The sequence below is a fragment of the Pseudomonas sp. LW8 genome (assembly GCF_041956865.1).
GTDB classification, from domain to species: domain Bacteria; phylum Pseudomonadota; class Gammaproteobacteria; order Pseudomonadales; family Pseudomonadaceae; genus Aquipseudomonas; species Aquipseudomonas siliginis.
The window spans coordinates 4,949,588-4,974,429 of sequence record NZ_CP168138.1; the positions used below are offsets into that span (position 1 = coordinate 4,949,588).

At 61.9% G+C, this 24,842-nt stretch carries 22 protein-coding genes; 9 read left to right on the forward strand and 13 right to left on the reverse strand.

Features of this window, described 5'->3' with window-relative positions; all coding sequences use genetic code 11:
* The first annotated feature begins 215 nt into the window (after positions 1-215).
* Positions 216-1,460: a TIGR03862 family flavoprotein gene (locus tag AB9L16_RS22395; protein WP_375122720.1), complete on the forward strand. Its 1,245-nt coding sequence runs from the start codon at positions 216-218 to the stop codon at positions 1,458-1,460.
* Between the two features lie 156 nt (positions 1,461-1,616).
* On the opposite strand, the gene AB9L16_RS22400 is transcribed toward AB9L16_RS22395, so the two are convergent.
* The 5 genes from AB9L16_RS22400 to AB9L16_RS22420 form a co-directional block, all read right to left on the reverse strand.
* The gene (locus AB9L16_RS22400) at positions 1,617-2,957 is read right to left on the reverse strand and encodes a DEAD/DEAH box helicase (protein WP_041477749.1); all 1,341 of its coding nucleotides are present in this window, start codon (positions 2,955-2,957) and stop codon (positions 1,617-1,619) included.
* A gap of 52 nt (positions 2,958-3,009) precedes the next feature.
* Positions 3,010-3,945, reverse strand: a complete 936-nt coding sequence (yedA, locus tag AB9L16_RS22405) for a drug/metabolite exporter YedA (RefSeq protein WP_375122721.1) — start codon at positions 3,943-3,945, stop codon at positions 3,010-3,012.
* A gap of 324 nt (positions 3,946-4,269) precedes the next feature.
* Positions 4,270-4,875 carry a PolC-type DNA polymerase III gene (locus AB9L16_RS22410; protein ID WP_095181881.1) on the reverse strand — a complete coding sequence of 202 codons (606 nt, stop codon included), beginning with the start codon at positions 4,873-4,875 and terminating at the stop codon, positions 4,270-4,272.
* A gap of 35 nt (positions 4,876-4,910) precedes the next feature.
* Positions 4,911-5,390, reverse strand: coding sequence for an NYN domain-containing protein (locus AB9L16_RS22415; protein ID WP_095181882.1), 480 nt, complete (start codon positions 5,388-5,390; stop codon positions 4,911-4,913).
* A gap of 287 nt (positions 5,391-5,677) precedes the next feature.
* Positions 5,678-6,439 carry a DUF2076 domain-containing protein gene (locus AB9L16_RS22420; RefSeq protein ID WP_375122722.1) on the reverse strand — a complete coding sequence of 254 codons (762 nt, stop codon included), beginning with the start codon at positions 6,437-6,439 and terminating at the stop codon, positions 5,678-5,680.
* A gap of 177 nt (positions 6,440-6,616) precedes the next feature.
* Here AB9L16_RS22420 and AB9L16_RS22425 point away from each other — a divergent pair, with 177 nt between their 5' ends.
* Positions 6,617-7,291: a YciC family protein gene (locus AB9L16_RS22425; protein WP_375122723.1), complete on the forward strand. Its 675-nt coding sequence runs from the start codon at positions 6,617-6,619 to the stop codon at positions 7,289-7,291.
* Between the two features lie 75 nt (positions 7,292-7,366).
* A complete protein-coding gene (locus AB9L16_RS22430) occupies positions 7,367-8,446 on the forward strand; it encodes an endonuclease/exonuclease/phosphatase family protein (protein WP_375122724.1) in 1,080 nt (359 codons plus the stop codon).
* An 11-nt stretch (positions 8,447-8,457) separates the two neighbouring features.
* Here the strand turns inward: AB9L16_RS22430 and AB9L16_RS22435 are convergent, their stop codons facing one another.
* From AB9L16_RS22435 to hrpB, 3 genes are all read right to left on the reverse strand, one after another.
* Complete coding sequence (locus AB9L16_RS22435) at positions 8,458-8,883, reverse strand: hypothetical protein (RefSeq protein WP_095181885.1); 426 nt, start codon at positions 8,881-8,883, stop codon at positions 8,458-8,460.
* 13 nt (positions 8,884-8,896) lie between these two features.
* The gene (locus AB9L16_RS22440; protein WP_375122725.1) at positions 8,897-9,469 is read right to left on the reverse strand and encodes a hypothetical protein; all 573 of its coding nucleotides are present in this window, start codon (positions 9,467-9,469) and stop codon (positions 8,897-8,899) included.
* Positions 9,470-9,598: 129 nt separating this feature from the next.
* Positions 9,599-12,118 carry an ATP-dependent helicase HrpB gene (gene hrpB / locus AB9L16_RS22445; protein WP_375122726.1) on the reverse strand — a complete coding sequence of 840 codons (2,520 nt, stop codon included), beginning with the start codon at positions 12,116-12,118 and terminating at the stop codon, positions 9,599-9,601.
* 110 nt (positions 12,119-12,228) lie between these two features.
* On the opposite strand from hrpB, the gene AB9L16_RS22450 reads away from it, so the two are divergent.
* Together AB9L16_RS22450 and AB9L16_RS22455 are read left to right on the forward strand one after the other, a co-directional pair.
* On the forward strand, positions 12,229-12,648 hold the full coding sequence (locus tag AB9L16_RS22450) for a polyribonucleotide nucleotidyltransferase (protein WP_252868336.1): 420 nt from the start codon (positions 12,229-12,231) through the stop codon (positions 12,646-12,648).
* Positions 12,649-12,661: 13 nt separating this feature from the next.
* Positions 12,662-13,558 carry a cation diffusion facilitator family transporter gene (locus tag AB9L16_RS22455; protein WP_056790613.1) on the forward strand — a complete coding sequence of 299 codons (897 nt, stop codon included), beginning with the start codon at positions 12,662-12,664 and terminating at the stop codon, positions 13,556-13,558.
* On the opposite strand, the gene AB9L16_RS22460 is transcribed toward AB9L16_RS22455, so the two are convergent.
* A complete protein-coding gene (locus AB9L16_RS22460; protein ID WP_375122727.1) occupies positions 13,552-14,490 on the reverse strand; it encodes a DUF6515 family protein in 939 nt (312 codons plus the stop codon). The genes AB9L16_RS22455 and AB9L16_RS22460 overlap by 7 nt on opposite strands.
* Positions 14,491-14,940: 450 nt before the next feature.
* Here AB9L16_RS22460 and AB9L16_RS22465 point away from each other — a divergent pair, with 450 nt between their 5' ends.
* Positions 14,941-15,420: an Lrp/AsnC family transcriptional regulator gene (locus AB9L16_RS22465; RefSeq protein WP_007909658.1), complete on the forward strand. Its 480-nt coding sequence runs from the start codon at positions 14,941-14,943 to the stop codon at positions 15,418-15,420.
* 804 nt (positions 15,421-16,224) lie between these two features.
* Entirely contained in the window at positions 16,225-16,434 is a 210-nt protein-coding gene (locus AB9L16_RS22470) for a DUF2788 domain-containing protein (RefSeq protein ID WP_016773053.1), read from the forward strand.
* Here AB9L16_RS22470 and AB9L16_RS22475 read toward each other — a convergent pair.
* The 4 genes from AB9L16_RS22475 to AB9L16_RS22490 form a co-directional block, all read right to left on the reverse strand.
* A complete protein-coding gene (locus AB9L16_RS22475) occupies positions 16,429-17,064 on the reverse strand; it encodes a pseudouridine synthase (protein WP_305381588.1) in 636 nt (211 codons plus the stop codon). The two genes, AB9L16_RS22470 and AB9L16_RS22475, sit on opposite strands and share 6 nt — an antisense overlap.
* 72 nt (positions 17,065-17,136) lie before the next feature.
* Positions 17,137-18,636: an AMP nucleosidase gene (gene amn / locus AB9L16_RS22480; RefSeq protein ID WP_016773051.1), complete on the reverse strand. Its 1,500-nt coding sequence runs from the start codon at positions 18,634-18,636 to the stop codon at positions 17,137-17,139.
* Positions 18,637-18,818: 182 nt separating this feature from the next.
* A complete protein-coding gene (locus AB9L16_RS22485) occupies positions 18,819-20,468 on the reverse strand; it encodes an acyl-CoA dehydrogenase family protein (RefSeq protein WP_375122728.1) in 1,650 nt (549 codons plus the stop codon).
* 95 nt (positions 20,469-20,563) lie between these two features.
* Positions 20,564-22,915, reverse strand: coding sequence for a 7TM diverse intracellular signaling domain-containing protein (locus AB9L16_RS22490; protein WP_375122729.1), 2,352 nt, complete (start codon positions 22,913-22,915; stop codon positions 20,564-20,566).
* A gap of 475 nt (positions 22,916-23,390) precedes the next feature.
* Here AB9L16_RS22490 and AB9L16_RS22495 point away from each other — a divergent pair, with 475 nt between their 5' ends.
* Together AB9L16_RS22495 and thiE are read left to right on the forward strand one after the other, a co-directional pair.
* Entirely contained in the window at positions 23,391-24,188 is a 798-nt protein-coding gene (locus AB9L16_RS22495; RefSeq protein WP_007909650.1) for a hydroxymethylpyrimidine/phosphomethylpyrimidine kinase, read from the forward strand.
* A gap of 18 nt (positions 24,189-24,206) precedes the next feature.
* Positions 24,207-24,830 carry a thiamine phosphate synthase gene (thiE, locus tag AB9L16_RS22500; protein WP_056790629.1) on the forward strand — a complete coding sequence of 208 codons (624 nt, stop codon included), beginning with the start codon at positions 24,207-24,209 and terminating at the stop codon, positions 24,828-24,830.
* Positions 24,831-24,842: the final 12 nt, after the last annotated feature.

Sequence of the window (24,842 nt, forward strand, 5' to 3'; positions counted from 1 at the left end):
CAAGGCGCCCAGCGCACTGTTTGTTTTTTAACCAGCCTCGAAAGACACCGCAGCCCCGGTGGGAGCGAGCCTGCTCGCGACAGCTTTAGCACCCACAACATCTAATTGACTGACAGACCGCGTTCGCGAGCAGGCTCGCTCCCACATGGGGTCTCCCACAGGGTTCAGCGCTGTTAGAATGCGCGCCTTGTCCCGCCATACCGCAGCGCATAGCCATGACCCAGAACTCCGCCCCCGCCAACATCCACGTCGCTATCATCGGCGGTGGCCCCGCAGGCCTGATGGCCGCCGAAGTGCTGAGCCAGGCCGGAATCCGCGTCGACGTGTACGACGGCATGCCCTCGGTCGGGCGCAAGTTCCTGCTGGCCGGGGTCGGCGGCATGAACATCACCCACTCAGAAGCCTACCCGGCATTCCTCTCCCGCTACGCTGAACGCGCACCGCAGATCGCCCCGCTGCTACGCGGATTCGATGCCGATGCCTTGTGCCAGTGGATTCACGATCTGGGCATCGAAACCTTCATCGGCAGCTCCGGCCGCGTGTTCCCCACCGACATGAAAGCCGCCCCGCTGTTGCGCGCCTGGCTCAAGCGCCTGCGCGACGGTGGCGTGGTTATCCACACACGCCATCGCTGGCTCGGCTGGGACGCAAGCGGTGCACTGCGGATCGCCAGCCCGCAAGGCGAAATCAGCGTAAACCCCGACGCCACCCTGCTCGCCCTCGGCGGCGGCAGTTGGTCGCGCCTGGGCTCGGATGGCGCGTGGATGTTGCCGCTGGAGCAGCGCGGCGTGGATCTGGCACCGTTGCAGCCAAGCAATTGCGGCTTCGAGGTGCAGGCCTGGAGCGAGCTGATGGTGAGCAAATTCGCCGGCGCGCCGCTGAAAAACATTGCCATCGGTTTGAACGACGACATCCCGCGCTTGGGCGAATGCGTGATCACCGCGACCGGCATTGAAGGCAGCCTGATCTATGCGCTGTCGGCGCCGATTCGTGAGGAAATCAATCGCTATGGCGCAGCGGTTATCCACATCGACCTGCTGCCGGGCCGGCCTGTGGATAAATTACAGGCGGCGCTGAGCAAACCACGCGGCTCGCGCTCAATGGCCAAGCATCTGCACAGTCAGGTGGGGATTGATGGGGTTAAAGCAGCGTTGTTGCGCGAGCTGACCGATGCCGAAACCTTCGCCGATCCGGCGCTCCTGGCGCGAGCGATCAAAGCGTTGCCGCTGACACTGGTGAAAACCCGTCCGCTGGATGAAGCGATCAGCAGTGCCGGTGGCGTAAGGTTCGAAGCGATGGATGAGCGCTTGATGCTCAAGGCGCTGCCGGGGGTGTTTTGTGCGGGCGAGATGCTCGACTGGGAAGCGCCGACCGGAGGGTATTTGCTGACCGGGTGTTTTGCCAGTGGGCGGGCGGCTGGGCTGGGAATCGTGCAGTGGCTTAAGCACAAACCCCTGTAGGAGCTGACGAGTGAAACGAGGCTGCGATCTTTTGATCTTCAAAAATCAACATCAACATCAAAAGATCGCAGCGTTCCGCAGCTCCTACAGGGAAACGCATCCCCAATGTGGGAGCGAGCCTGCTCGCGAAGACGTCCTTACAAACGCTTCATCAAATCACGGCTTGCGCTTGCGCGGCCCAGTATTGAACACCGGCACTTTGCGCACCGGCTTGATCGATGGCTCCGGTGCCGAGGTCTCGCCGCTGTCGACCCACTTGCCCAGATTGCGTTTTCCACCGCCACCGCCCGATGCTTTCGGCTTCTTAGGTTTTTTCGGTTTCTTGATCACCTGACCGCTGGCATCGGTGTCCGGCACGCGGTGCTCGGGCTCGAAATCCGGCTCGTTCTGGCGCTTCAGGTTCTGCCGCGTCAGCATTTCGATGGCCGAGAGCATGTTCACTTCATCGGCACACACCAGCGAAATCGCCTCACCGGTGGCACCCGCGCGGCCAGTGCGGCCGATGCGGTGAATGTAATCCTCGGCGACGATCGGCAGATCGAAGTTGACCACCAGCGGCAGGTCTTCGATGTCCAGACCACGGGCGGCGACGTCGGTCGCGACCAGAATCTGCACTTCGCTGAGCTTGAAACGGTCCAGCGCGCGCTGGCGCGTGGCCTGCGGTTTGTCGCCATGGATGCCGTCAGCATTCACACCGAGGCCCTGAAGTTTTTCCACCAGCGCATCGACGCCGTTGCGGGTCTTGGCGAACACCAGCACCTGCTTCCACTTGTTCTTGCGCATCAGGTGCACGAACAGTTCGGCCTTGCGCTTCTTGTCCACCGTCACGATCCACTGCTTGACCGTGTTGGCAGCGACGTTGCGCGGGCTGACCTCGACGCTCAGCGGATCATTGAGCATCTGCCCGGCGAGCAGGCGGATGTCATCGGAGAAGGTCGCGGAAAACAGCAGGGTCTGGCGCTTTTTCGGCAGCATGCGGTAAATGTTCGCCAGTTCTTCGGAGAAGCCCAGGTCGAGCATACGGTCGGCTTCATCCAGCACCAGCGTTTGCAGTTGATCGAGTTTCAGCGCGTTCTGGCGGAACAGGTCGATCAAACGGCCGGGTGTGGCGACCAGCACATCGACGCCGCCGCGCAGCTTCATCATCTGCGGGTTGATGCTGACACCGCCGTACACCGCGTACGTGCGCAACGGCAGGTTTTCCGCGTACTGGCGCACGGCTTCGTGGACCTGCTCGGCCAGCTCGCGGGTCGGCACCAGAATCAGCGCACGCGCCGAATTGGCGGTGACTTTCGGCCCTTCCATGGTCAGCAACTGCAACAGCGGCAAAGCGAAACCGGCAGTTTTACCGGTGCCGGTCTGGGCCGCTGCCATCAGGTCGCGACCGGCCAGCACCGCCGGAATGGCTTGCGCCTGCACCGGCGTCGGGGTCTGGTAGCCGAGCGTCTCGAGGGAGCGCAGCAAGGGTTCGATCAGGCCAAGGGAGGCGAAAGTCATGGGAGTACCGTAGGAAAAAATGACGCGGGGATGCAATGCCGCGCAGTTTACCCTAATTCGTACGCGCTTCCGTCGGAACGGCTTTCGCCTCTTCGACCGGAAGCTGCGGCGGTCGACGCCACTGCGGCAGGCTGATCAGCAGCACAGCGCTGATGATCACCAGCATCGCCAGCGCTTCTTCGATGCCGATGGTCTCGCCGACAAACACCACACCGAGCAACACCGCCACCGCCGGGTTGACGTAGGCATAACTGGTCGCCGCCGCTGGGCGCACGTGTTTGAGCAGATACATGTAGGAATTGAAGGCGATGATCGAGCCAAAGAAGATCAGATAGGCCAGCGCCAGCCAACCCTCGAGCGGCGGCATGGCTTGCAGGTGCTCGCCACTCAGCGCACTGCCGATCAGCAAGACCACGCCGCCGACGAGCATTTCCACCGCACTGGCCATCGCCCCTGCTGGCAGCGGCAGATGCTTGCTCCATACCGAACCGAACGCCCAGCTCGCCGCCGCGAAGATCAGCAACATCGCGCCGAGCGGGCTCGATTGCAGGTTGGACCCCATGTTGAGCATGGCGATGCCAATAATCCCCAACGCCACACCGGCCCACTCCAGCCGCGTATTGCGCGCGCCCCAGAAGTAGCCGAACAACAAGGTGAACAGTGGCACCGTCGCCACCGCCAGCGCGGCAACGCCGGAAGCCACACCAGTGTGCTCGGCCACGCTGACCGCGCCATTACCAAAACTGAGCAGCAGAATGCCGACCAGCCCCGCCGCTTTCCACTGCGCCCAGGTCGGCGCAGGAGCACCGCGCCAGCGCAGCCAGGCGTACATCAAGCTGCCGGCAATGACGAAGCGCACCCCGGCCAGCAACAGCGGCGGCCAGTATTCGACGCCAATGCGAATCACCAGATAGGTCGATCCCCAAATCACGTACAACGCAAAAAACGCAGCGATCAACGGCAGGGAAAAACGGCGCAAGGCAGGCATGGGCAGCTCGACAGTCAGGCTCGGTGGATGGATTATTCTAGAAAGGCGCACGAGCAAAAATAAGTTACAAAACCTGTTTTTAGCGCCGGTACACTTTTGCATGAAAGCAACTGAGACCGACAAGGTCCTTGTGGGAGCGAGCCTGCTCGCGAAAGCGGTGTATCAGTCACAGTTGCGTTGAATGACACACCGCATGGATCGTTCCCACGCTCCGCGTGGGAGTGCCTCAACGGACGCTCTGCGTTCGGCTTTGAAAGGGACGCGGAGCGTCCCGGGCTTCATTCCCACGCAGAGCGTGGGAACGATCAGTCGGAGTACCCGGGATCAGCGATAACGCTGCAAATGCTCGCCAACTTTCGCTGCGGGGACTTTCTGCAATTTGCACAGCAGGTCGTGATTCAACTCGCGCACCCCGTGCTTGCCCCGCAACTCTTCCGCCAAATGCGCCATCAGATTGGCGGCCATCTCGGCATCGGCCATGGCCCGGTGAGCCTGGCCGGTATGCGGCAACTGCGCGAACGTGGTGAGCGTACCGAGCTTGTGATTCGGCGCCGCCGGCATCAGGCGCCGCGCCAGCAGCAGTGAACAGGCGAAATTCTGCAGGCGTGTGCGTTTGATCCGCCCCAGTTCGAAATCCCAGAACTTCTGGTCGAACGAGGCGTTGTGCGCCAGCAACGGCGTGCAGCCGACGAATTCGTTGACCTCTTCCATCACCCGCTCGGCCGGCGGCGCGGTGCGCAGCATGGCGTTGCTGATGCCGGTCAGTTGCTCGATGAACGCGGGGACGCGCACGCCGGCGTTCATCAGGCTCTGGTAACGCTCGACGATGCGGCCGTTTTCCAGCATGACCACGGCGATTTCCGTGGCGCGGCAGCTGCTGTTCGGCGACAGGCCGGTGGTTTCAAAGTCGATGACTGCAATGCGTTCCAAACCGGGGTGTACTCCGTTCAAATCTATTGTTCAGCTCAGCTCTTGAGCAGCAGCGCGCCTTCGATCGGCACGTAACGGCTGGCGGCGCGGATCAGCGAGTTGGCGGTCAGGCCGGGGACGCCGTAGGCCACCGCTTGCACGCCGTGCTTGTTGATGATGCGCTCGAGCAGCATGTCGAAATCGCCGTCACCGGAGGCCAGTACCACTTCGTCGACATGGTCGGCGGCGTCCATGATGTCCAGGGTAATGCCCACGTCCCAGTCACCCTTGGCCGAGCCGTCGCTGCGCTGGATGTAGGGCTTGAGCTTCACGATGAAGCCGAGGTTGCGCAGGATCTGCTGAAACTGCTGCTGCTTGCTGTCGCCACGGTCGATCGCGTAGGCGTAGGCCTCGACGATCTGCCCGTTCTTGCTGATGTCCGCCCACAATGCGGCGTAGTTGAAGTGGCAACCATAGGCCTGACGCACGGTGTAGTAGAGGTTCTGCACATCGGCGAACACTGCGATTTTTTTCACCGGAGTTCCTGTGGGCGCACAAGCGCACGAAGCGGGGTCAGGCGATCAGGCCTGAAAAAGGCGCTCAGTATGCCAGCCAAGAGAAAGATTCAGCGAATAATCACCGGCTGGCGCCGAGGTGTCCCTGACAAACGGTGTTGTGGTGAGGGGATTTAGCGAAACGTCGCACCGCCCCGCTGGGCCGCGCAGCAGTCCTCGCTTCAATCAGGAAAAGCGGGGCTGCTGCGCAGCCCAGCGGGGATGAATCCCCTCGCCACATGGGTCGATGTCAGCCTTGAAAGGCTATGTCAGACGAAAGAGTCGTCGTCATCGAAGAACGACGAATTGTCGCTGCTGTAATCGGCGTCGCTGAAACCGCCCTGGTCATTGCCCGAGAAGCCGTTGTCCGCCACGCGCTGATCATCGCCCCAGCCGTTGTTGCTCTGATCGGCGACCTGCGCCGGTTCTTCCTTGATGACCTCGACGATTTCTTCCGGTTGCTGATTGTGGTGGAACAGGCTGCTGATGCCCTGCGCCAGCATCACACCACCGGCCACGCCAGCGGCGGTTTTCAGCGCGCCGCCGAGGAAGCTGCTGCCCGCCGCCGGGGCTGCCTGCTGCGCATAGTTGGGCGGCGCGGCGCCGAAGTTCTGCTGCGGCGCCGGAGTCTGATAGCTCTGCTGCGGTGCCGGTTCACGCCAGCCGCCGGAGGACGACGGCGCTGCGCTCTGGCTCGGCGCCGGACGTGAATTGCCGCCACCAAAAATGCTCGACAGGAAGCCACCGCTACCGCTCGCTGCCGGTGCGCCACTCTGGGCCTTGGCCGATTGCAGCTCGGCCTGCAGGCGCTGGACTTGCTGGGTCAGTTGCTTGTTCTGCTCATCGAGGCTTTTCAGCGCGGCCTCTTGCACCAGAATCGCCTGGGTCATGAAATAACCTGCCGCCGGTTGGCGCGTCAGGTGTTCCTTGATCCGCGCCTCGGCCTGGGCGTCGCGCGGGGCTGCCTCCGTCTCGGCCTGTTGCAGTCGGGAAAACAGTCCATCGATCAGGGTTTGCTCTTCGCTGTTCATGGCGACCTCGTAGATTGCCGGTAATAACGTGCCCGCGCCCACTCTGGGCGGGGTGCTCTCCTGTAATGGAGACAGTGACAAAACGTTTCAATGACCTTTACCGAATGTTTACGTTTGTGTCGGCCCGCGTTGCATCGGTTAAAGTGAGCCACTGTTTTCGACCTGCGATACCGACTGATGAATGCCCTCGAAGTACTGCGCGACTCTTTGTATTTTTTCAAACGCCATCTGGGCAGCATCGTGCAGTTGTGCCTGCCGCTGGTGATTGTCGAAGCTTTCTTGCAGCAGGCGGTCGATCACGCTACCGGGCCGGACACCTTTGCCGGGGTCAGCATCATCGTCGGCCTGCTGGTGTATCCCCTGTACACCGCCGCGCTGATCCTGTTTCTCGATGCACGCAGCCGTGGCGAGTCGCCGCGCAACCGCGACCTGCTGGCGATGGCCGCAACCCTGTGGCCAAGCTTCGCCGTGCTGACCGCGCTCAATACCTTGCTGATTCTGCTGGGCCTGTCGCTGTACTTCCTGCCGGGCCTGATGCTGATGGTCATGCTCGCCTTCGCTGAATACCTGCTGGTGCTGCGCGGCCTCGGGCCGTTGCAGGCAATGAAGGAAAGTCTGCGCCTGACGCGCGGGCACTTCTGGCGCATCCTGCTGTGCATTCTCTGCGTGATGACTCCGTTGTGGTTGCTCAAGGGCGCGACGCTGGCGGTGTACCCCGAACCGCAGAATCCGCTGATTGCCGGGCTGATCGACAGCGCTCACAGCTTTCTGCAACTGTTCACCAGTGTGGTGCTGTTCCGCCTGTTCATGCTGATCAGCGAATTGCCTGACAAACGTAACGGCGCGGTCTGACCGCGCCGTGCTTGGGCTTCGCCGCTGCCGTCAGGTATGCTCGGGGCCACTTTCTGTAACGCTATAAGCCGAGCCATGACCCGTCTGCTGCGCTACACCCTGCTCCTCGTCATCCTTGCCGTCGTCCTGTTCGGCGTACTGCTGTTCAGCCTGACCTGGCGCCCCGATGCCCGCGAAACCCTGCCGGTCCGTTGCAGCACCACGGCGCCGACGCTGGTGCCCGGGCAAGCACTGAGAGTCATGACCTGGAACGTGCAGTTCCTCGCCGGCAAGCGCTACGTATTCTGGAATGACCTGGCTCAGGGCGACGACGAAGCGCCGACCGCCGAAGACATGGCCTTCAGCCTCGACGAAGTGGCGCGGGTGATCCGCGACGAACAACCCGATGTGGTGTTGTTGCAGGAGCTCGACGACGGCGCCAAGGCCAGCGATTACCAGAACCAGCTCAAACTGTTGCAGGAACGTGTCGCCGATCTGTACCCGTGCAGCACCAGCGCCTTCGACTGGAAAGCCGATTTCGTCCCCGAGCCCCACATCTACGGCAGCGTCGGCCGCCAGTTGGCGACGTTGAGTCGCTATCGCATCGAACACGCCGAACGCCTGCAACTGCCCGTCGCCCCGAGCAACTTCATCAGCCGCCAGTTCCAGCCCAAAGACGCTTTGCTCGCAGTCAAACTGCCGCTCAGCGATGGCGGACAACTGACCGTGTTCAACACTCATCTGCAGCGCGCCAGCCAGGCGGACGGCAACGTGCAGGCGCAAGTGGCTGCCGTGGCCAAAATCCTCGACAAGTATGAAAGCCAGGGCCTGCCCTGGCTGATCGGTGGCGATTTCAATCTGTTGCCGCTGGGCCAGTATCGACGGCTGCCCGTCGAGCGACGCACGCCCTACTCTGCCGACAGCGAACTGCATCTGCTGTGGGACAAGTACCCGATGATCCCGACCAACAATGAAGCCGGCGGCATCGACCGGGCCAAATGGCTGACCCATTACCCCAACGACCCCGGCCTCAACGGCCCGGATCGCACGGTGGATTATCTGTTCTACAGCCCGAAGCTCAAACGCCTGCAAGCCCAGGTGCGACAGGACGATACCTTGCGCATCTCCGACCACATGCCGGTGATTGCGCGGTTCCTCCTGCCCGCTGCGCCCTGAGCGCTCTGCCCTTAGAAGCCGGGCGGAATGTAACCGGGGACAAACCGGACGCCCAGGCACTTGCCATGCAGGATTCGCCCGTCCTCGATCAGGAACTGTGCAATCTTCTTCTGTTGATCGATCTTCGCCTGCAATTTGCAATCGGAACTGTGCCCAACTTGCTGATAATGCTCGGTGTACACCATGCCGTTGCCGGTATGGGTCATCGAAGTGCCAGCCGCTTCGGTGGTGGTCCAGCTCGCGGACTTGTACCAGGTCAGCACGGCCAAGGGTTCGCCATTTGGGCCGATTTCTTTTTTCATCGAATCAGGCGTGCCGAACAGGTCCAGTGCTTCCTGGAGATCGCGGCCTTCCCAGCGGCTCTGCGCGATAGTGCCACAACCGCTCAATATCAATCCTGCCACCAGGGTTGCCAGCCACAAACGTGTGTAAGTCATTGGATGCCCCGGCTTATTTCTTCAGTTCGAGCAGGCTGTCGATGTTGTCCATCATCTGGCTCTTTTGCTGAATCGGCGCGAGCTTGAAGAACATCTGCTGCAGCATCTCGATCATCTGCAGGTATTCCATCTTGCCCACGGCGGCCATGTCGTTTTTCGCGCGACTGCCAGGGGCGCAGGCAAACTTCAGCGCTTGCTGGACCCAGAACTCTTCGGGGGTCTGCCATTGATTGGCAACTTTCAGATGACGCATGGTGTAGGCGAGGCGCTCGATGGACTGGCCATTGATAAAACGCACCTTGCCCGTAGAGCATTGGGCTTCGAGGTTGTAGACGTCGATCATCGGTTTGCCCGGCTCTTCATACACCAGGGTCACTGCGACCATGGTCGCGCCTTTGGTTTTCTGCGAAGGCACGACCGAGGTGGCATCGGCGACGTACATGATGTTTTTCTGGGGCACGCCGTTGCCGTAGATAATCCACCAGTCTCCAATCGGATTGGGCTCTTCGGCCATGGCCGGATTGGAGGCGGCCAGCAGCGCAGCCGACAAGAAGATCAACTTCTTGAGCTTGAAAAAAGAGGTCATGGGCAGTTCCGTTCCTTGGGCCAAGCTGCCAGGCAACAAGGCTTGTTATTGTTCAGGCGGCGATTTTGCGAGCCTGAACAACCAAGGGCAATTAGCACGGATGGGCTAATGGCGCGCAGCCATTGCGGGTCAGGTGCCCCGGGGTTTCGCCCGCGCCGTGGCTTCAGCCACCAGCGGATCATCCGGCCAGTAATGCTTGGGGTAGCGCCCCTTCAGATCCTTCTTCACCTCGGCATAGGTGCTGCGCCAGAAGTTGGCCAGGTCCTGCGTCACCTGCACCGGCCGCCGCGCTGGCGACAGCAGATGCAGCTTGACCACTTGCCGGCCGCCGGCAATCCGTGGCGTATCGGCCAGACCAAACAGCTCCTGCAAGCGCACCGCGAGAATCGGTGGATGGTCGCTGTAATCCAGACGAATCGATGAACCCGACGGCACGCTCAAATGATGCGGCGCCAGTTCGTCGAGCTTCTGCGGCAGCGGCCACGGCAGCAGATTGCGCACGATGCTCGACAGGTCGAGGTTGGCGAAATGGCTCAGCCGCGAGACCTTGCCCAGATACGGCATCAGCCAGTCTTCCAGGGTATTGAGCAGCGCTGCATCGCTGACATCCGGCCATTGGCTGTCGTCCTGAGTGTTCAGATCGAGCTGACGCAGCAGCGCCACCCGCGCCTGCCACTGGCGCAGTTCTGGCGTCCATGGCAGCAGCTCCAGACCCTTGCGTCGCACCAGATTGACCAGCGCCTGACTGCGCGCGTTTTCATCGAGACCGGTCAACGGTTCGCGGCTGAGAATCAGCTCGCCGACCTTGCGCTGGCGCTCGGCACGCAGCACGCCTTCGCGTTCATCCCAATCGAGTTGGTCAACGCTGCGCACTTGCTCGGCGAGCACCGAGTCGAACAGCGCCGGATCGAAATCCGCCGCCAGATAGATGCGTTCTTCGCGCTGGCCCTGACGGCTGCCGAGGTCGGCGATGACAATCCACTCATGCTTCATCAAGCTGTCGGCCTCAGCGAACAGCGCGGCGCGACCGTTGGCCAAGCGGTATTCGGCCCCCCCGGCACGCCGTTGCTGGGCGACGCGATCCGGGTAGGCCAGCGCCAATAGCGCGCCGAGCCAGCGTGGATGCTCGGGATCGTTTACCGGTTCGCTCGGCTTGCCGCGCAGATAGCCGCGATATTGCCGAGCCAATTGCCGGGCACGTTGCACCCCGCCCTGCGCCCCACGACCGGCACGTTCTTCGCCGGAAAGCAGGACCAATCGGCTGTGCAGATCCGCGCCAGCGCCGCGCAGGATATCGCGCTCGCCGAGCAGCGCCGCCACATCGCAGGCCATCGCCGCCAGCCCCAATGCCTGACCGCGCAACAGCAAATGCGCAATGCGCGGATGCGCCGGCAATTCAGCCATCGCCTGGCCGTGGGCCGTCAGCGTGTCGCCGTGCAAGGCGCCGAGCCGTTGCAGCAGATCCTGCGCTTGCGCATACGCGGCCGCTGGCGGCACATCCAGCCAGACCAGTTCGCCCGGGGTCACGCCCCAGCGCCCCAGCTGCAAAGCGAGGCTGGCCAGATCCGCCGAGAGAATTTCCGCGCTGCCATAGGCCGCCAGTTGTTCGTGCTGATCCTGTGACCACAGGCGATAACACACGCCCGGCTCCAATCGCCCGGCGCGGCCGGCACGCTGGGTGGCGCTGGCCTTGGAGATGCGTTGAGTGTCGAGGCGGGTCATGCCGCTGCCCGGGTCGAAACGCGGCACCCGCGCCAGCCCGGCATCGATGACCACGCGCACGCCGTTGATGGTCAGGCTGGTCTCGGCGATGTTGGTTGCCAGCACCACTTTGCGCTGACCGGGCGGCGCCGGATCGATTGCCGCGCGTTGCGCATTGAGGTCGAGTTCACCGTGCAACGGGCACAGCAAGATGTCTTTGCGCTCGCCAATGGTGTCGGCCAATTGCTGATGCACGCGACGGATCTCCGCTTGCCCCGGCAGGAACACCAACAGGCTGCCGGTCTCGTCGTGCAGCGCTTCGAGCACGGTTTGGGTAACGCGTTGATCGATGTATTCCCCTGGTTGGAACGGCCGGCCCCAGCGCATCGTCACCGGGTACATGCGGCCTTCGCTGCGCAGGATCGGCGCGTCATCAAGCAACCCCGCCAACCGCTCGCCTTCGAGGGTCGCCGACATCAGCAGAATCTTCAGCGGCTGTTCAGCGCGAAACAGCTCGCGACCGTTCAGACTGAGCGCCAACGCCAGATCGGCGTCGAGACTGCGTTCATGAAATTCGTCGAAGATCAGCAGGCCCACACCCTCCAGCGCCGGGTCGTCCTGCAAGCGCCGGGTAAGGATGCCTTCGGTGACCACTTCGATACGGGTTTTCGGGCCGACTTTGCTGTCGAGGCGGATGCGATAGCCGACGGTTTCACCGACCTGCTCGCCGAGCTCGCTGGCCAAACGTTCCGCCGCTGCGCGCGCGGCCAGACGCCGTGGTTCGAGCATGACGATGGTCTGCCCGGCCAGCCAGGCTTCGTTGAGCAAGGCCAAGGGCACGCGGGTGGTCTTACCGGCGCCGGGCGGTGCTTCGAGCACGGCTTCGTGGCGTGACGCGAGGGCTTCACGCAGGGCGGGTAAAACATCATCGATCGGCAAAGAAATCATGCTGGCTCCCAAACAGAGCGGCGAGTATAACGACGAACTGTCTGACGTTCGTCAGGGTCTTAACTTCACAAGACGAAGCTTCGTTATTTGATGACTCAGGAGACATTTCCATGCGCTTACCCTCTCGCCTGATCGGCGGTGTTCTGGTCACCACTCTGCTCACGCAACTGTCGGCGTGCGGTTCGATTTTCTACCCGGACCGCCGTGGCCAGATCGACGGCAAGATCGACCCGGCGATTGCCGTGCTCGATGCCGTCGGCCTGCTGTTCTACATCATTCCCGGGCTGATCGCGTTTGCCGTCGACTTCGCCACCGGGGCGATCTATTTCGAACCGGGCCACACCGCGCAGATCGATCCGGCCAAGCTCAAGCAAGCCATCGGCCCTGACGGGCAGGTCGACAATCACAAGTTGCAGGCGATTCTTGAGAGCGAACTGGGTAAAGACTTTCCTCTCGACGACCCGCGCCTGATCCAGCACAAGGGCAGCACTCAGCAACTGGCGATGTTCGGCCTGCAACCCGCCGCTTGAACAAGGACGTTCAATGACCTCCAGCCCCGAACACGCCCGCCTGCTGCGGCTGGCGACCCGCGCCTCGGTGGCGGTCGCGTGCACGCTGATCGTCGCCAAAGCGATTGCCTGGTGGCTCAGCGGATCGGTGAGCATGCTCGCCGGCCTCACCGACTCGGCGCTGGATGGCGTCACCTCGATGCTCAATCTGCTGGCGGTGCATTACGCACTGCGTCCGGCGGATGACGATCACCGTTATGGCCACGGCAAAGCCGAATCGCTGGCGGGCATGGCGCAGGCGTTGTTCATTGGTGGCAGCGCGGTGTTGATCGCGTTTCAGGCCTACGAGCGCTTGCAGAAACCAGAGCCGCTTGGCGCGCCGTGGCTGAGCATCGGTGTGATCGTGTTTTCCCTGCTGCTGACGGCGGCGCTGCTGATGTTGCAGCACCGGGTGATCAAGCAGACCGGCTCCAACGCCGTGCGTGCCGACTCCCTGCATTACCGTTCGGACCTGCTGCTCAACGGCAGCATCCTGATCGCGCTGGTGTTGGCCGGGATGGGTTTTGCGCAACTGGACGCGTGGTTTGGGCTGGGGATCGCCGTGTACATTTTCTGGAGTGCGATCCAGATCGCCCGGGAAAGTTTTTCGGTGTTGATGGACGAGGAGTTGCCGACCGATGTCAGCCAGCACATGCTCGAACTGGCGTGCAGCGTGCCGGGGGTGCTCGGTGCGCATGACTTGCGCACGCGGATCTCGGGCAACCACTGGTTCGTGCAATTGCACCTGGAATTGCCGGGCGAACTGACCCTGTCAGTCGCCCATGGCATCAGCGATCAAGCGGCGGCGGCGATTCACAAGGAATATCCGAAGGCCGAGGTGCTGGTGCACGCCGACCCACAGGAAGTGGTGCTCGCCGCCCGCACTCAGTAATTGACTTGGTAACCGCGACTGCTCAGGCAGTTGCCCTGCGCCTGGCGATAGGCCTGAACCACTTCGGGCGCCGGTTGGTAGGTCGCGGTGCGCGGGTCGAAACCGCTTTGCTGCACCGCGTACTGAAAGCACTGGTAACCGTCCTGCTGCACCTGCTGCGGTGACTGGCCGTTGGCCGGGTAGGCTTCGACGTCATAGCCCTGAGCTTGCGGTTGCGGCGGTTGCTGCAGCGGCGGCTCGACCACCACGTAATCCTGCGTCGCCTCTTGATAGGCGTAATACGAGCCGGCGGCGAGGAACAGCAGCGAGCCGCCGATCCACACTTCACGGGCGTAATCCGGCAAATACTGGATGCGGATCCCGCGCGGCGGCTGCACGACGATGTAGCGCGGGCCTTGCGGGCGATACCAGTAGCCGCCGGAATAGAAGTAATCCTGACCGCGATACGGCACGCGGTAATCACGATCCGGGAAACGATCGATCACATGGCCCGGACGATATTGCGGGCCAGGCCCCCAGCCATTGCCATGACCGTTCGGCCGTCCCGGCCAGCGGTTGTCATCGGGACGTGGCCGCGTCTGCCATTGCTGATTGTGGTAACCGTTCTGCGGGCGCTCGTCGCGGTAGTAACCCTGACGCGGCTCCTGAGTCTGGTGCACGGCGTCGGGTCGCGGCTGGATCGGCAGGTTGTTGCCCGGCTGGCGAGGCGGTTCTGGACGATCATCGACACGGTTGCGGTTCTGCCATTGACCGTCATTGTTGTGCGGCTGGCCGTTGTGCTCGAACTGATGGCTGTTGTCGCCACGGATGATCCCGTCGTTCTGCGGCCCGTTGCCCGGCCCGCGATTCTGCGGCTCATCGGCCAGCGCTTGCGCACTGACCCCCACACACAGCAAACCAACACCGGCCAGACGCCAGATGCGCGAATTCATGCTTTTCCTCACTGTGGGAGCCTGTCGTTGGCAGGGCTTGTTGCTGAGACTCGAAACAGCCCCATCGGGTTCTGCAACAGGTTATCAGTCGCGCGACTTATTTATTGAGGCGCCAACATGAAATCGCAGGCAAGAAAAAAGGGAGACCCGTCGGCCTCCCTTCTGGAGAACTTCGTCCTGGCTCGACGCTTTTGACGTCGGCTCACCTCACGCCGTCTTCTGGACAGTGTGCAGCTCGGGGGCCGGCACATCCCCGGTGGGGGTGGCGGCCGCGGCGGGCCTGATTGGGCGGGCCGCGTGGACTGTGTTACCGAGCAGTGATTCTGGTGTTAAGAATAAGCCTGAGGCTGCGACAGAGGATTGCGAAAATTGCTCAATTAAACACCGCTTGCGCAATTTTTAACCCTGGATAGATAATCTGCCGCAATAGTTACGACCAAGGACAGATTGATGAGCAAACTTGACCGGTATGACCTGAGTATTTTGGCGGAATTGCAGCGCGACGCCCGTATCTCCAACCAGGAACTGGCCGAACGCATCGGTCTGTCGCCCTCGCCTTGCTCGCGCCGGGTCAAGCAGCTGGAAGACGATGGCTATATCTCGCGCCAGGTGGCGCTGCTCGATCGCAAGATGCTCGGCTTGAGCCTGACGGCGTATGTACTGATCGGCATGGACCGGCACACCCCCGAGCGCTTCGAGAATTTCGAGGCGGCAATCCGCACGTTGCCGCAAGTGCTGGAATGCAGTCTGGTGACCGGAGTGGATGCCGACTACCAGTTGAAAGTGGTGGTGCCGGATATGGATCACTATCAAAAGTTGCTGTTGGGGCATCTGACGCGGATCGAGGGGGTCACCAGCGTGCGGTCGAGTTTTGTGCTGAACCAGGTTTTGAACAGTACTGAACTGCCGCTGACTCATTTGCGTAGCTAAGCAAAAGCCCCTCACCCCAGCCCTCTCCCGGAGGGAGAGGGAGCCGACCTAGAGATGCTCTAGAAGTACGCCGACCTGAAAGTTCTGTTGTGAATCCATAATCGACTCGATATTCAGGTCGATGTAAGACGCCAGACACCTCGGTCAGTCCCCTCTCCCGGAGGGAGAGGGAGCCGACCTAGAGATGCTCTAGAAGTACGCCGACCTGAAAGTTCTGTTGTGAATCCATAAGCGACTCGATATTTCAGGTCGATGTAAAACGCCAGACACCTCGGTCAGTCCCCTCTCCCGGAGGGAGAGGGAGCCGACCTAGAGATGCTCTAGAAGTACGGCGACCTGAAAGTTCTGTTGTGAATCCATAATCGACTCGATATTTCAGGTCGATGTAAAACGCCAGACACCTCGGTCAGTCCCCTCTCCCGGAGGGAGAGGGAGCCGACCTAGCGATGCTCTAGAAGTACGCCGACCTGAAAGTTCTGTTGTGAATCCATAATCGACTCGATATTTCAGGTCGATGCAAGACGCCAGACACCTCGGTCAATCCCCTCTCCCGGAGGGAGAGGGAGCCGACCTAGAGATGCTCTAGAAGTACGCCGACCTGAAAGTTCTGTTGTGAATCCATAATCGACTCGATATTTCAGGTCGATGTAAGACGCCAGACACCTCGGTCAGTCCCCTCTCCCTCCGGGAGAGGGTTAGGGTGAGGGGAACAATTGCGGATCAGACCCAGATCAATGCCACCCCACCGACCATGGCGTATACTCGCCGCCGCCCTTTCAGCCCTGTCCGCGCCGGAGATCGCCAATGGATCCAGCACTGTTCGAAGAGTGGATGATGACCGGTCTGGTCAGCATCCTGATCATTTTCATGGGTTTCATCGTCTGGGATCTGGCGAAGAAGTCCAAGGCCGGGCGGTTCGGCTCGTTCATTCTGTTTTTCGTGCTGGGCCTGGGCGTGGCCGCGTTCATCATCAAGAGTGTGGTGATCGGCCTGATCGAATCCGGCGCCTTATAAGCGCGCCGGCACTTCCCGCCACTCGCCCTGATCCAGCCCTTCAAGGGTCCAGTCGCCAATCCTGACTCGCACCAGACGCAACGTCGGCAGCCCGACCGCCGCCGTCATGCGCCGCACCTGACGGTTGCGCCCTTCGCGAATCACCAGTTCCAGCCACGAAGTCGGTATGGTCGCGCGAAAGCGTACCGGCGGATTGCGCGGCCACAACTGCGGCTCAGCCAGTTGCCGCGCTTGGGCGGGCAGGGTCATGCCGTCATTCAGCTCGACGCCATCGCGCAGGCGCTGCAACTGCTCAGCCGTCGGCTCGCCCTCCACCTGCACCCAATAGGTCTTCGCCAGTTTGTGTTTCGGATCGGCGATGCGCGCCTGCAACTGGCCGTCGTTGGTCAGCAGCAACAAACCTTCGCTGTCACGATCCAGACGTCCGGCCGGATAAATCCCCGGCACATCGATGTAATCCTTGAGCGTCGCCCGCCCTTCACCGTCGCTGAACTGCGTCAGCACATCGAAGGGTTTGTTGAACAGGATCAGCTTCGGCTCAGCCGGCGGCGCTTTTGCGACACGGCGTGGCGAGGACGATTGCGGCTTCACACCGGGACGGCGCGAAGGTGGACGCGGGGGACGGGACATAAGAGACAGAACATTTAGCGATCAGGGCTGACAATGCTAGTGCCCCGACCGCCAAATGACCACGACTAACCGTTAACGGAATGGCGGCTCGTCGAAGCTGCGCAACTTGCGCGAGTGCAGCGAGTTGAGTTCGGTACGCAGCAGATCCACCGCTTCGATGCCGATTTTCAAATGCTGGCTGACCGCGCGTTCATAGAAGGCGTTGGCCGAGCCCGGCAGTTTGATTTCGCTGTGCAGCGGCTTGTCCGAAACGCAGAGCAACGTGCCGTACGGCACCCGCAAGCGATAACCCTGCGCTGCAATCGTGCCGCTTTCCATGTCCACCGCAACCGCGCGGGACAGGTTGATCAGCGGTCGTTCCTGAGCCCAGCGCAGTTCCCAGTTGCGGTCGTCGTAGGTCAGGACCGTGCCGGTGCGCAGGCGTTTTTTCAGGTCGTCGCCCTTCTCGCCGGTGACATTCGCCGCCGCCTGCTGCAGAGCAAGCTGCACTTCGGCCAGTGCCGGGATCGGAATATTCGGCGGCACCACGCGATCGAGAATGCCGTCGCGGCGCATGTAGGCGTGGGCCAGCACGTAATCGCCGATGGTCTGCGACTGACGCAGGCCACCGCAGTGGCCGATCATCAGCCAGCAATGTGGACGCAGCACCGCCAGGTGATCGGTGATGTTCTTGGCGTTGGACGGGCCGACGCCGATGTTCACCAGCGTGACACCGTGGCCGTCGCTGGCGATCAGGTGATAGGCCGGCATCTGGTACCGGTGCCAGACCACACCGGCGGCAATCGCCGAGGCTTCGCCGTGATCCATGCTCTTCTCGATGATCACGTTGCCCGGCAGGACCATGCGCACGAAGCGCGGGTCGCGGCGCAACTGCTCCAGACCATGAACGATGAACTGATCGACGTAGCGATGGTAGTTGGTCAGCAGAATCCACGGCTGCACATGGCGCCAGTCGCTGCCGGTGTAATGCACCAGACGGCGCAGCGAGAAGTCCACGCGCGCCGCATCAAACAGCGCCAGTGGCAGCGGATCGGTGTTTTCCCAGTCGTAGAGGCCGTCGGCAATGCCATCGGTCGCGGCGGACAGATCGGTACTCGGGAACACCCGCGCCAGCACCGCCGCGGTGACGCCGGAACCGGCCAGTTCATCGCCCTGCTCGACTACGTACGGATACGGAATGTTCTGCTGGCTGACGCCGACTTCGACGGTCACGGTGAAGTCGTGCATCAACGGCGTCAGTTGTTCGAGCAGGTATTTGCGAAACGCCGCCGGGTGGGTGACGGTGACGCTGTAAGTACCGGGCAACTGCACCTTGGCGTAAGCGCGGGTGGTCTGCGGCACTTCGCCCTGGCAGTGGTAGGTCAGACGCAGTTCGGGATAACGAAACAGGGCACGCTGTTCGGCGTCGGGTTCGACGCGGTCCTTGAGGTAACGCTTGAGGGCAGAATTCAGCGCAGTGGTGGCCCGCTCATGCAGCTCGGCCAGACGATCCACGGCTTGTTCGGCGGTTTGAACGACAATAAACGCTTCGGTCACGATCAGCTTCCTGTGTTCTGACTTGCAGAGCTTCATCTTGCCTGCATCGTGGACGCACGGGAACAGTGGCGTTGTGGCGACACTTAAATCTGCAGACCAATGATGTCCTCTGTGGGAGCGAGCCTGCTCGCGAATGCGGTGGATCATCCAATAAAGATGTCGACTGACACACCGCTTTCGCGAGCAGGCTCGCTCCCACAGGGGGGATATGACGTGGGTCAGAAAAGCTGAGGGGTCGAGCGTGCGACGATGGCTTCGACGTCCAGCCCACGCGGCAACCCGCCGTAGACGCGACCGCCACCGCTCAGGCGGCTGGCAATGAAAGCATCACTGACCGCCGAATTCCCCGCCTCCAACAGAAGCTTGGCCTGCAACCCAAGCGCAATGTCTTCAGTCAGTTGCCGCGCTCGATACTGAATTTCACTGGTGTCCTTGAATTGCGCCTGCAACTGCTGGATATGTGCGGCCAGACGCTTGTCGCCATGGCCGTCGCCCAGTTCGCTGAACAGCACATCGAGCACGCCCGGTTCTTTTGACAATGCGCGCAGCACGTCGAGACATTGCACATTCCCCGACCCTTCCCACGTCGAATTCACCGGCGCTTCGCGGTACAGGCGCGGCAGGATGCTGTCCTCGACGTATCCAGCACCGCCCATGCATTCGGCGGCCTCGTTGATCATTCCTGGCGCACGTTTGCATATCCAGTATTTGCCCACCGCCGTCACCAGCCGCGCGAATTGCGCTTCGTGGCGATCATCCAGATGATCGAGCGCCTTGCCCATGCGCAGACTCAGGGCCAGCGCGGCTTCGCTCTCCAGCGCCAGATCGGCCAGCACGTTTTGCATCAGCGGCTGCTCGCTGAGCAGTTTGCCGCCGACCTTGCGGTGCGCGCAGTGATGACTGGCCTGGGTCAGCGCCTGACGCATCAGCGAGCTGGAGCCGACCATGCAATCGAAGCGGGTCATCGCCACCATTTCGATAATGGTCGGCACGCCGCGCCCTTCTTCGCCGATCATCCACGCCAGCGCCCCACGAAACTCCACTTCGCTGGAGGCGTTGGACTGGTTGCCGAGTTTGTTTTTCAGACGCTGGATGTAGAACTGATTGCGCGTGTCGTCCGGGCGATGGCGCGGCAGCAGGAAGCAACTCAAGCCCTTGTCGGTTTGCGCCAATGTCAGGAAGGCGTCGCACATCGGCGCCGAGCAGAACCACTTGTGCCCGACCAGTTCATAAGCCTGACCCGGACCACTGGCGCCGACCGGATAAGCCTTGGTGGTGTTGGCGCGGACATCGGTGCCGCCCTGCTTCTCGGTCATCGCCATACCGATGGTCACGCCAGCCTTGTGCGCCATGCCGACGTTGCGCGGATCGTATTTGGTAGCGAGGACTTTCGGCAGCCACTGTTCGGCCAGCTCCGGCTGCAAGCGCAGGGCCGGCACGCTGGCGAAGGTCATGGTCAACGGGCAACCGCTGCCGGCCTCGGCCTGGCTGTGCAGATAGGTCATCGAAGCGCGGGCAACATGCGCACCATCCTGCGGGTGCGCCCACGGCAGCGAGGTCAGGCCATGTTCGATCGCCGTGCGCATCAGCTCGTGGTAGGCCGGGTGAAATTCGACCAGATCGATGCGATGACCATAGCGATCATGGCTGGCGAATACCGGTTTGTTCTGGTTGGCGAGAAACCCCGCTTCCATCAAAGGCCCACCCGCGAGTGCGCCATAGGCATCGATGCGCGACTCGGCCCAATCGGCGCCAAAACGCCGCGACCACTCTTGCAGCGGCAGGTCGATGCGGTACAGGTTGGTGCCGTCCAGCGACGGCGGCTGATTGGTGACTTCGTGGGTTTCGGCGAACTGATGCAGGTTCATGACGGCGCTCCGTGTTCAGCAATGGCACCAGTTAAGCACTGGTGCTTTTTTGAACAAAGTGTCATAGACGCCGTTTTTGCGGCGCTTTTACCCCATCAGCAACTGAGCACGCGGCGCTGTAATGCAGCCTGCAGATCCTCGAATTTGACCGATTTGTGCAGATAGTCGATAGGCGCGCCCGGGGCGCATTGCTCGCGATCCGCACCCAGCGCCAGCATGAATACCGGCAAGTGCGCACAGCCCGGCAATGCATGGATCTGGCAGCACAGCGATGCGCCTTCGTGGCGGGGCAACTGGCAATCGATCAGCACCGCATCGAAACTTTCCCGTTGCAGGCAGTCCAGCGCGGCGGCGCCGTTGTCAGCGCTGCGCACGCGGAAACCGAGCTTGAGCAACATGCCACGCATGACCAGTTGATTGACGCTGTTGTCATCCACCAGCAGCACCGTGCAGTCCTGCGGCGCACGAATGCACTCGCGGGTCGGCTGATCCGCAGGCGCTTCGATCACCGGCAGTTCGAATTCGACATCGAGCTGGAAGCGGCTGCCGCGTCCCGGCTCGGAACGATGGGTGAGTTTGCCGCCGAGCAATTCGACCAGTTGCCGACAGATCGCCAGACCCACCCCCAGGCCGCCGTATTCGCGAGTCATCGAGCCGTCGAGCTGGAAGAAACGCTGATACAGGGTCGCCTCGCCCAGATCAGTGAAACCGATACCGGTGTCGATCACCGCGAACGATAGCGCCATGCGCTCATCCGCCGACGGCCGCCCGGTAACGCGCAACGCCAGCCCGCCGACGCGGGTGAACTTGATCGCATTGTCCAGCAGGCATTCCAGGCACTGCGCCAGTTTCGCGCTGTCGCCGAGCAAGCGATCCGGCAGGGTCGGCAGCACCTCGACCTTGAAGTCCAGCGACTTGCTCGCTGCATTACCTTCGAACTGCACGCGCAACGCCTCGACCACTGCGCGCAGGCTGAAACTGCCCGGCGTCGCCTTGAGTTTGCCGGCCTGCAATTCAGTGAGCGTGAGGATGCCATTGACCATGCGCATCATGTCGCGAGCAGAACCGGCGGCGGTTTGTTGATATTGCTCAAGCTCGGGATTGAGGTCGACGGTCTGCATCAGCTCCAGCGAACCGATCACGCCGTTCATCGGCGTGCGCAGTTCGTGGGTCAGCGTGGCGAGGAATTCATCCTTGAGCTTGTTGCTGTGGGCCAGTTGCTGGTTGAGCACTTCGAGTTTCTGCCCGGCGTCGAACAAGGTCTGCGCCTGTTGTTCGCGCATGGCGTTGATGCGATCGGCCAGCGCCAGCGACAGCAGCGCCACCTCGATGGCTGAGCCGATCTGGCTGGCGTACATGGTCAGGAATACGTTGGGCAGCAGTCCCAGCACCATCAGCGTGTTGACGATGCCGCCGAGCAGGAACGCCGACCAGGCGATGATGAAGTAACGCGCCACCCGCAGGCCGCGCCACCAGGCAAGAATCCCGGCAGCAAAGATCACCACGGTGAAGGTCAGCGCCAGTGTGGTCGCCAGGCGCAGGGCCAGGGCGTAACTGGTCATCAGCGACAGGCCGATCACCAGCGCACTGAAGGCAATCAGGCCGATCAGCAAGCGGTCCAGCCAGGGGCTGTGGGTCTTGGTCTGCAGGAAACTGCGGGCGAACTGGCTGCCGAACAGCCCGGCGCAACCGATGAAGAACGGTGTCGCGGCGTTGGCCCACCATGGGTTGTCCGGCCAGAAATACTCGACCGCTGCGCCGTTCACCGACAGTTGATAAAGGCCGAACGAGCCGATGTAAAAGATGTAATAGAGATAACTGGTGTCGCGCACGCTCAGGTAGATGAACAGGTTGTAGACCAGCATCCCCAGCAGCACGCCATAAATGATGCCGAGTACGTACAGGCGCACCGGCTGGTCTTCGAGGTATGCGCTGCTCGACCACAAGGTCACCGGCGCCTGGATCGAGCCTTCGCTGGCCAGTCGCAGGTACAGCGTCTGCTGTTGATCCGGTTTGAAGGGAAGGTCGAACAGGTAGTTGTTCTGGCGGATCTCGCGACTGGCGAAGGGCAAGGCATCGCCGGTCTGGCGCACCAGTCGGTATTCGCCGTTAGCGCCAGGCAAGTACAGGTCGAGGTGATCAAGCGGCGGATACGCCAGTTCCAGCAACCAGGTGCGCTGGGCGGCCGGGTTGCTCGGGCGGTAATGCAGGTCGATCTTCAGCCAGAACGCCGAACGCGAGTAACCGGCGTTGAGCGTGGCTTTGTCGTGGGCTTTGAACTGGCCGGCGGCGTCTTGCGCGCGGACGTCGGCAATCGTCGCCTGACCGCTCGGGTCTTCGAACACTTGCAGCGATCGGCCCAGTGGCAGGCTTTGGGTGAATTCGTCGAATTCGACAGCGCTCGCCATGAGGGGCAAGCAGAACAGCAACATCAGCAAATAGCGCATTGAAGCCCCAGCGTGGCTCGTCCGGTTGTGTCAGGAAGCCCCCCATTCCCTTTGAGTAGACGTAAAACCGGTATTACCTGTGATTGTTTGGATCCAGCCTAGCATAGCCGTTGATGGCCATTGAGCACCATGGAAATTTTTCCTACAACGGCTCTAGAACGGGCGTTCCAGGGCAAAGCACCGAGATAGAGCTGTTGGGTTGGTCAACTCGCGACGACAGCCTCCTTGATAGATGACCAATTGTGGCGAGGGGATTTATCCCCGTTCGGCTGCGAAGCAGTCGCCAGTCCATCCAGCGAGATGTGTCAGAAAGAACCGGATTGCAGGGTTTGGGGCCGCTTCGCAGCCCAACGGGGATAAATCCCCTCGCCACAAATGTGCTCCAAATAAAGACTGCGGGGTTGTCCGACAATCTGCTCGCAAACACCGTGAGTACTGAACCCCAAAATCAGCTTTGGTGGTAAGCTCGCGCACCATGAATATCTACAGCTCCCGCCCCGTTGTCCTCTGTCTCTCCGGCCACGACCCCAGTGGTGGCGCCGGCTTGCAGGCAGATATCGAAGCCTTGCTCGCGCAGGGTTGCCATGCGGCTCCGGCCGTCACCGCCCTGACCGTGCAAGACACCGTCAACGTCACTGACTTCCGCGTCCTCGACCGTGAATGGGTACTGGCCCAGGCCAACGCCGTGCTCAACGACTCCGAAGTCGCCGCAGTGAAACTGGGCATGCTCGGTTCGCTGGAGATGGTCGACACGGTCGTCGAACTGCTCTCGGCGCACCCGCATCTGCCGGTGGTCTGCGACCCGGTGCTGCGTGCCGGCGGCGGCGGACGCCTGGGCAAGGACGAGGTCGGCTATGCGATGCGCGAGCGTCTGCTGCCGCTGTCGATCATTGCCACGCCCAATCTTCCTGAAGCGCGCATCCTCGCCGAACTGCCTGAAGGCACAGCCGACGAGTGCGCAGAAAAACTCCTGCCATTCGTCAAAAACCTGCTGATCACCGGCGGCCATGGCGACGAAACTGAAATCCACAACCGCGTGTACAGCCGCGACGGCCTGCGCGAAACCTTTATCTGCCAGCGCCTGCCGGGCAGCTATCACGGCTCCGGTTGTACGCTGGCCAGCGCCCTCGCCGGTCGCCTGGCTCAGGGCGAACACCTGGCCAGTGCCGTGCGCAGTGCGCTGGATTACACCTGGCGCACTTTGCGCGATGCCGAACAACTGGGCAAAGGCCAGTTCGTGCCGCGTCGCCTGCCGCTGGATTTCTGCTCGTAACGTCGTGAGGTCTGCCCGATGAAACTACGTGGCCTGTATGCCATTACCGACAGCCAGTTGCTGGCCGGCAAGTTTCTGTCTTACGTGGAGGCGGCGCTCGACGGCGGCGTCACCCTGCTGCAATACCGCGACAAGAGCAGCGACGAGGCCCGCCGTCTGCGCGAGGCCGAAACGCTGCGCAACTTGTGCGAACGCTACAAGACGCAGTTGATCATCAACGACGACGCCGAATTGGCAGCGCGCCTCAACGTTGGCGTGCACTTGGGCCAGACCGACGGCCCGCTGTCGCCGACCCGCGCCCTGCTCGGTTCGAAAGCGATCATCGGTTCGACCTGCCACGGGCAAATCGCTCTGGCCGAACAGGCTGCCAAAGAAGGTGCGAGTTATGTCGCCTTCGGCCGCTTCTTCAATTCCACCACCAAACCCGGTGCGCCGAGTTGCAGCCTCGACTTGCTCGACGAAGCCAAGCGCACGCTGCACTTGCCGATCTGCGCGATCGGCGGCATCACCCTCGATAACGCCGCGCCACTGGTCGAGCACGGTGTCGATCTGCTCGCCGTGATCCACGGTTTGTTCGGCGCCGAGAGCAGCGCCGAAGTGACCCGCCGCGCCCGCGCCTTCAACGAACTTCTGAAAATCTGATTTGAGAGCCCG